This window comes from Myroides odoratimimus, from assembly GCF_001485415.1.
Lineage (GTDB): Bacteria > Bacteroidota > Bacteroidia > Flavobacteriales > Flavobacteriaceae > Flavobacterium > Flavobacterium odoratimimum.
In genome coordinates this window covers 54,148-60,147 of the sequence record NZ_BCMQ01000020.1, presented here as the reverse complement: position 1 = coordinate 60,147, position 6,000 = coordinate 54,148, and the positions used below count along the sequence as shown (strand labels likewise).

At 35.4% G+C, this 6,000-nt stretch carries 7 protein-coding genes; 5 read left to right on the top strand and 2 right to left on the bottom strand.

Annotation, left to right across the window (positions count from 1 at the left end; all coding sequences use genetic code 11):
- Window positions 1–232: 232 nt before the first annotated feature.
- Together MODO_RS14715 and MODO_RS14710 are read right to left on the bottom strand one after the other, a co-directional pair.
- Window positions 233–733 carry a hypothetical protein gene (locus MODO_RS14715; RefSeq protein WP_006257223.1) on the bottom strand — a complete coding sequence of 167 codons (501 nt, stop codon included), beginning with the start codon at window positions 731–733 and terminating at the stop codon, window positions 233–235.
- A gap of 228 nt (window positions 734–961) precedes the next feature.
- Entirely contained in the window at window positions 962–2,293 is a 1,332-nt protein-coding gene (locus tag MODO_RS14710; protein ID WP_006266380.1) for a metal-dependent hydrolase family protein, read from the bottom strand.
- Window positions 2,294–2,491: 198 nt separating this feature from the next.
- On the opposite strand from MODO_RS14710, the gene dtd reads away from it, so the two are divergent.
- The 5 genes from dtd to queA all read left to right on the top strand — a co-directional run bounded on the left by dtd (window position 2,492) and on the right by queA (window position 5,895).
- Window positions 2,492–2,944, top strand: coding sequence for a D-aminoacyl-tRNA deacylase (gene dtd, locus MODO_RS14705; RefSeq protein ID WP_006257221.1), 453 nt, complete (start codon window positions 2,492–2,494; stop codon window positions 2,942–2,944).
- A complete protein-coding gene (locus tag MODO_RS14700; protein WP_006257220.1) occupies window positions 2,944–3,147 on the top strand; it encodes a hypothetical protein in 204 nt (67 codons plus the stop codon). Before dtd ends, MODO_RS14700 begins: the two co-directional genes overlap by 1 nt.
- A 2-nt stretch (window positions 3,148–3,149) precedes the next feature.
- On the top strand, window positions 3,150–3,476 hold the full coding sequence (locus tag MODO_RS14695) for a nucleotide pyrophosphohydrolase (protein WP_006257219.1): 327 nt from the start codon (window positions 3,150–3,152) through the stop codon (window positions 3,474–3,476).
- Window positions 3,477–3,483: 7 nt separating this feature from the next.
- Window positions 3,484–4,710 carry a 3-phosphoshikimate 1-carboxyvinyltransferase gene (locus MODO_RS14690; protein WP_006257218.1) on the top strand — a complete coding sequence of 409 codons (1,227 nt, stop codon included), beginning with the start codon at window positions 3,484–3,486 and terminating at the stop codon, window positions 4,708–4,710.
- A gap of 135 nt (window positions 4,711–4,845) precedes the next feature.
- Window positions 4,846–5,895: a tRNA preQ1(34) S-adenosylmethionine ribosyltransferase-isomerase QueA gene (gene queA, locus MODO_RS14685; RefSeq protein WP_006257217.1), complete on the top strand. Its 1,050-nt coding sequence runs from the start codon at window positions 4,846–4,848 to the stop codon at window positions 5,893–5,895.
- The last annotated feature ends 105 nt before the right edge of the window (window positions 5,896–6,000 follow it).

The window sequence follows — 6,000 nt, the reverse complement described above, 5'->3', positions numbered from 1 at the left end:
GTAGAGACACAATATCTTGTGTGTCACCCAAACTATGTCACCCCATACAGATTATGGACAGTGGAGATAATACAAGTATAGAGCTTGTTGTATGTGTTTTCATACAGAGGGAAGAGATGTAATACCTTGTGTGTTTCCTCTAATCAATGTCACGGATTACGGCATCCGCGACAACATGAATTGAGGCTGTAGGTGAACTGTACAGATATATTTGTTTGGTTTAGAAAACAGCTTATTTTTTAAGCTTTTTGTATTCTCTAATTAAACCTTTAAGTTCTCGATTAGATGTTACATCAACGTCTTTATCAGATAAGAAATGTCTGAATGTGAAATGGCTTCTATAGTTCTTTGATACTATTTCTTGATCAATAATAAATAAGTCATTTCTCAATTGTTGTTTTTCAGTTTCGATATTTTCTAAGTCAATAAACTTTTCTTTATAATCTCTTCTAAAAGTAGATGTACTAAAAGGAATAGAATTAAGAATCTGCATTTGTTTTTTAGACTTTAAGTCTAAAGTAGAGATAATCTTGATTGCGAGTGCATCTATTTCTATTTTAGTTAAAGAGTCTATTTTCTCAGGCAAGTAAGATTTTGTTTTTTTAATCGGCTTTACTTTGCTTGACTGTTTAGTTACAGTTTTTTTTGAAGTTGATAAAGGAGCATGACCCGTTCCGAAGCATTTATCACAAAAAGGGTCTAAGCCTTCACAAGAGCAAATTTCTGTTCTCATATTTTTGAATTACATTTTAATTTAAGGAGGCTTGATAGTAGCCTTGTTATTTTACAGTACTGATTTATTATAAAGAAGTAAGTCATGTAGGTCGTAAAATAACTGCGCAAAGATAATTGAATTTTTATAGCCTTAGTGAGGTTAAAATTAGAATGGGCAACAATGGGCTATAACTAAAACAAAAAAAGACTGCTTATTAGGCAGTCTTCTTATAGTATAATGATCTTCTTATTTCTTCGTATTGATGGTGTTTTTATAGATTTTACCACCTTTCATGATTAAGATAAAGTTCTTCTCAGGATTAGCTATAAGAGATAAATCTTTTAGAGGATCTCCATCTACAAGTAGTAAGTCTGCATAAGCATTTTCTTCTACTACACCTAATTTGCCAGGGTATGGACTGCGCAATCCTGATAACTGAAGTAACTCTCCGTTATCTTGAGTAACCATTTTTAGGATTTCAGCATTAGTGAACCATTTTTGTAAACGCAGGATATAGTCATTTTGCTCTTTGTTTAATTCTGGTTCGAATAAGAAGTCAGTACCCCAAGCTAGTTTTACTCCTAGTTGTTTGGCTAATGGCCATACTTTGTCTTGTCCTTCTAGTACAGGTTTGCGTTTTTCTTTGCGTTGCGCATCCATATTATCGTTGTTGTCCATTAGGTTCTGTAGACTTAACCAAATGTTCTTCTCAGCCATTATCTTTAGAGTCTCTTCATCTAGCATTTGTCCATGTTCGATAGACTTCACACCAGCTTCTATAGCGCGTTGTACGGCTCTAGGAGTATAAGCGTGTACCATCACATAAGTACCCCAGTCTTCCGCTGCATCTACAGCTGCCTTGATTTCGTCAAAAGTATATTGTGTAACATCGATAGGATCATAAGCAGAAGAGGTTCCTCCACCTGCCATTACTTTGATTTGACTAGCACCGAAGCGTAGGTTCTCTCTAGTAGCAGTAAGTACTTCGTCACGGCCATCTGCTATAAATGTAGCCCCCATTTCTTCTGCACGAGAAGGCTTCCCAAAGAAGCGTCTAGAGCGCTCATTAGGAGTTCTAAAGTCTCCGTGTCCTGCAGTCTGACTAATAGTAGCACCTGAAGGCCAAATACGTGGGCCTGCAGTCTTATCTGCATCAATAGCTGCTTTTAAAGGAAATATAGGGCCACCTGCATCTCTAACGCTAGTGAAACCGCGCATAAGCATGCTGTGCGCTCCTACAGCTACATTTTGCATTAAGCTTTCAGGAGTTGCATTAGGAGACATCATTTGTTCCATAGTCAAAGCTCCGAATACCATGTGTACGTGTACATCGATTAATCCTGGCATAAGTGTTTTTCCATTGCCATTGATTTTAGTTACATCTTTGCCTTTAACAGAAATAGAAGAAGGGCTTATCTTCTCTATTTTTTGATCAGAGACTAAGACATTCATTGGCGCAGTAAGGGCTGCAGTCTTGTGGTCTAGGATTCTTACATTCTCAATAAGGACTTGTTTGGTCTGAGCAAATGTGATAGAAGTACTAACAACAAAAAGTGCTATTATGGATTTTAATTTCATAAAATAAGGAAAATTAGAAGATTGTTCTGTGTACAAATTATATAGCCTCTAAGTTATTATAAAAGTAGCTTTCTGCCTAATAATATTTTATGAAGTAGTTGATTCTACTTTATTGTTAGAAATTAATCTAATGAAATGAAGGTAGAACTTTAGAAAGTTTTTAAGTTTGTAAGTAATAGAATATAAAAGAACAAAGAGATGAAAGTAGTAATCCAGCGTGTGACAAAGGCTTCTGTGACTGTAGAAGGTAGTGTAGTTGGTAATATAGGACAAGGACTTTTAGTTTTAGTAGGGGTAGAGGATATTGATACAAAACTAGATATAGAATGGTTATCAGGTAAGATTGTGAATTTGCGTATTTTCGAAGATGAGAATGGAGTGATGAATAAGTCTGTAAAAGAAGTAGATGGTGAGGTATTATTAGTAAGTCAATTCACTTTACATGCTTCTACGAAAAAAGGAAATAGACCTTCTTATATTAAGGCGTCTAAGCCAGACTTCGCTATACCTATGTATGAGAAGTTTATAGATAAGTTAGAAAATGATTTAGGTAAACGTATACAAACAGGTAAATTCGGAGCGGATATGAAAGTAGAATTGCTAAATGATGGACCTGTAACAATCGTAATAGATAGTCAAAATAAAGAATAATGAATAGTTTAGTAAAGTTTAGTTTATTCACGGTTATCTATGTGATGATGACGTGGTTCTTAACAGATGAGGTCGGTTGTGCTTTTTCAGGTGATGAGCAGTGTTTAATTAGTTTTGTGGTAAAGTATATTATCTTTATCGCACTGATGTTCGTTTATGACAAATGGGTAAAAGGAAGAATTTTTAAAACAAAAAATAAGTAATTATGAATATTCAAGATGCACAGTTAGCAGTTGATAATTGGATTAAGGAACACGGTGTTCGTTATTTTAACGAATTGACGAATATGGCTCAGCTTACAGAAGAAGTAGGAGAGGTAGCTCGTATCATCGCTAGAAGATATGGAGAGCAATCTGAAAAAGAAAGTGATAAGAACAAAGATTTAGGTGAGGAGCTAGCAGATGTAGTATTCGTAGTGATGTGTCTAGCGAATCAGACTGGTGTGAATCTACAAGAGGCATTTGATAAAAAGATGGACTTGAAAACAAAGAGAGATCACGACCGTCACCACAATAATGAAAAATTAAAATAGAGAATACGTGAATATTAAGCTGTTAAAAAGTAAAGTAGAGCATGACAAGACGCTTGTTATCTCTGGTAGTAAATCCGAAAGCAATAGATTATTAATATTGCAAGAGTTGTTTCCATCTTTAACGATAGGGAATGTATCTGATTCTGATGATGTATGTGCCATGCAAGGTGCATTAGCATCTACGGGTGATGTAGTAGATATACATCACGCGGGGACTACTATGCGATTTTTGACAGCTTATTATTCGTTGTGTAGTACTCGTGAGCTTACTCTGACAGGGAGTAGTCGTATGCAAGAAAGACCTATCGGTGTACTAGTGGAAGCACTAAGACAGTTAGGGGCTGATATCACATATAGTAAGAAAGAGGGATATCCTCCACTTCATATAAAAGGCCAAATCGCAATAGGAGGTAAGGTAGAATTACCTGCGGATGTGAGTAGTCAGTATATCACAGCACTATTATTAGTAGGGACTAGGTTAAAGAATGGAATAGAATTACACTTGGTAGGTAATATTACTTCTCGTCCTTATATAGAGATGACTCTACAGCTATTAAGCCAATTAGGAGTGGAGAGCTCTTTTAATGGGAACATCATTAGTGTAAAACCTTTAGTCAAGGCTAGTACAGAACAGTTTACAGTAGAATCAGATTGGTCATCTGCCTCTTACTTCTATTCTTTTGTAGCACTGTCACCTATAGGAACGACTATGCAACTGAAGAGTTATAAAGAGGATAGCTTACAAGGAGATAGTCAAGTAAGTCAACTGTATACTATACTAGGTGTAGAGACTACATACTTAGAAGACTATACCATAAAATTAGAAAAAGTAAGAGAGACAGACTTTGAGTTTAAAGCAGATTTGATAGAGACTCCTGATTTGGCACAGACTATAGCTGTGACTTGTTTTGGTTTAGGCATTCGTTGTGAAATGACTGGGCTACATACTTTAAAAATAAAAGAGACAGATCGCTTAGTGGCTTTACAGAATGAGCTAACTAAATTAGGTGGTGTGGTTGATATCACAGAAGAATCTATTGTTGTTCACCCTTCTAAAGGGATGAGAGAAGGAATAGAGATTGAAACTTATCAAGACCATAGAATGGCTATGGCTTTTGCTCCATTATCTCTGAAAGGAGAGGTTACTATTTTAGAAGCAGAGGTTGTAACTAAGTCATTTATAAATTACTGGGATTGTTTGGCTGAAATCGGTGTAAATATTGTTAAAAAATAGAGCTGTAAAATTAAATATGGCTAAATACTTGACAACCCCTACTCTGAGGTTGTATATTTGTACTCAATTTGGACATCTATACTCTTAGATTTTCCAAATTAGTTTAGTATTATTTTCTAACAAAACACATATTCAATGAAGTTATCAAACTTTAATTTTGATTTGCCTGAAGAATTATTGGCAGAGTTTCCAGCAGAGAACAGAGATGAGGCACGCCTAATGGTAGTAGATCGTAAAACTGGGACGATAGAGCACAAATTATTCAAGGATTTAATTGACTATTTTGACGAGGGAGATGTGATGGTGTTAAATAACACGAAAGTATTTCCTGCACGTTTATACGGTAATAAAGAAAAAACAGGTGCGAGAATTGAAGTATTCTTGTTACGTGAGTTAAATGCTGAACAACGTTTATGGGATGTATTAGTAGACCCAGCTCGTAAAATACGTATCGGTAATAAATTATACTTCGGAGATGATGATTCATTAGTAGCTGAAGTAATTGATAATACAACTTCTAGAGGGAGAACTTTACGTTTCTTATACGATGGTTCTTACGAAGAGTTTAGATTTAAATTACAAGAATTAGGAGAAACTCCGATTCCTAAGTACATTAATCGTGAAGTAGTGCCAGAAGATGCTGAGCGTTACCAAACTATCTATGCTACTGAAGAAGGAGCTGTAGCTGCACCAACAGCAGGATTACACTTCTCTAAACACTTATTAAAACGTTTAGAGATAAAAGGTGTTGAATTTGCTAATGTAACATTACATATCGGTTTAGGTACTTTCAACCCAGTAGAGGTAGAAGATTTATCTAAACACAAGATGGATTCAGAAGAGATGTTTGTGAATCAAGAAGCTTGTGATATTGTAAACGCAGCTAAAGAGAGAAAGAATAGAGTATGTGCTATCGGTACAACAAGTATGCGTGCATTAGAAAGTTCTGTTTCTTCTAGTCAAACGTTAAACCCATTCGTGGGATGGACAAATAAATTTATTTTCCCTCCTTATGATTTCAGTATCGCTGATTGTATGGTGACTAACTTCCACATGCCTAAGTCAACATTATTAATGATGATCTCTGCGTTCTGTGGACATGACTTAATGATGAAAGCTTATAAAGAAGCTGTAGAAGAGAAATATAAATTCTACTCTTACGGAGACGCAATGTTGATTCTGTAATAGATCAATCAGAATAAATTAGAAAGCCTTTGAGATTCTCAAAGGCTTTTTTTATGAATAGCACGAGTGGACTTTTATCTTATGTTTAGGAGCTTATTTGTATAA

What these genes read in the sequence shown, in the direction of transcription:
- MODO_RS14715 (WP_006257223.1), bottom strand. Translation starts at nt 733, where the DNA reads ATGAGAACAGAAATTTGCTCTTGTGAAGGCTTAGACCCTTTTTGTGAT.
- MODO_RS14710 (WP_006266380.1), bottom strand. Translation starts at nt 2,293, where the DNA reads ATGAAATTAAAATCCATAATAGCACTTTTTGTTGTTAGTACTTCTATC.
- dtd (WP_006257221.1), top strand. Translation starts at nt 2,492, where the DNA reads ATGAAAGTAGTAATCCAGCGTGTGACAAAGGCTTCTGTGACTGTAGAA.
- MODO_RS14700 (WP_006257220.1), top strand. Translation starts at nt 2,944, where the DNA reads ATGAATAGTTTAGTAAAGTTTAGTTTATTCACGGTTATCTATGTGATG.
- MODO_RS14695 (WP_006257219.1), top strand. Translation starts at nt 3,150, where the DNA reads ATGAATATTCAAGATGCACAGTTAGCAGTTGATAATTGGATTAAGGAA.
- queA (WP_006257217.1), top strand. Translation starts at nt 4,846, where the DNA reads ATGAAGTTATCAAACTTTAATTTTGATTTGCCTGAAGAATTATTGGCA.